Source organism: Mesopusillimonas faecipullorum (assembly GCF_020539505.1).
Classification (GTDB): Bacteria; Pseudomonadota; Gammaproteobacteria; order Burkholderiales; family Burkholderiaceae_B; genus Mesopusillimonas; species Mesopusillimonas faecipullorum.
The window spans coordinates 1-312 of the sequence record NZ_JACDXW010000036.1 but is presented as its reverse complement, the minus strand read 5'-3'; the positions used below and the strand labels follow the sequence as shown (position 1 = coordinate 312).

At 60.3% G+C, this 312-nt stretch carries 1 pseudogene; it reads left to right on the top strand.

The window, feature by feature from the left end:
• Positions 1-312: pseudogene (gene tuf / locus H0484_RS15095) on the top strand (elongation factor Tu); the annotation flags it as partial.

Below are 312 nucleotides of genomic sequence, written 5' to 3'. Positions count from 1 at the left end.
TGCTCGAGCTGGTCGAAATGGAAGTTCGCGAACTGCTGAGCAAGTACGACTTCCCCGGCGACGATACGCCTATCGTCAAGGGTTCGGCCAAGCTGGCCCTGGAAGGCGACGACGGCCCCCTGGGCAAACAAGCGATTCTGCAATTGGCCGAAGCGCTGGATACGTACATCCCCACGCCAGAGCGCGCTGTGGACGGCACGTTCCTGATGCCTGTGGAAGACGTGTTCTCGATCTCGGGTCGCGGTACGGTGGTCACTGGCCGTATCGAGCGCGGTATCGTCAAGGTCGGCGAAGAAATCGAAATCGTGGGTA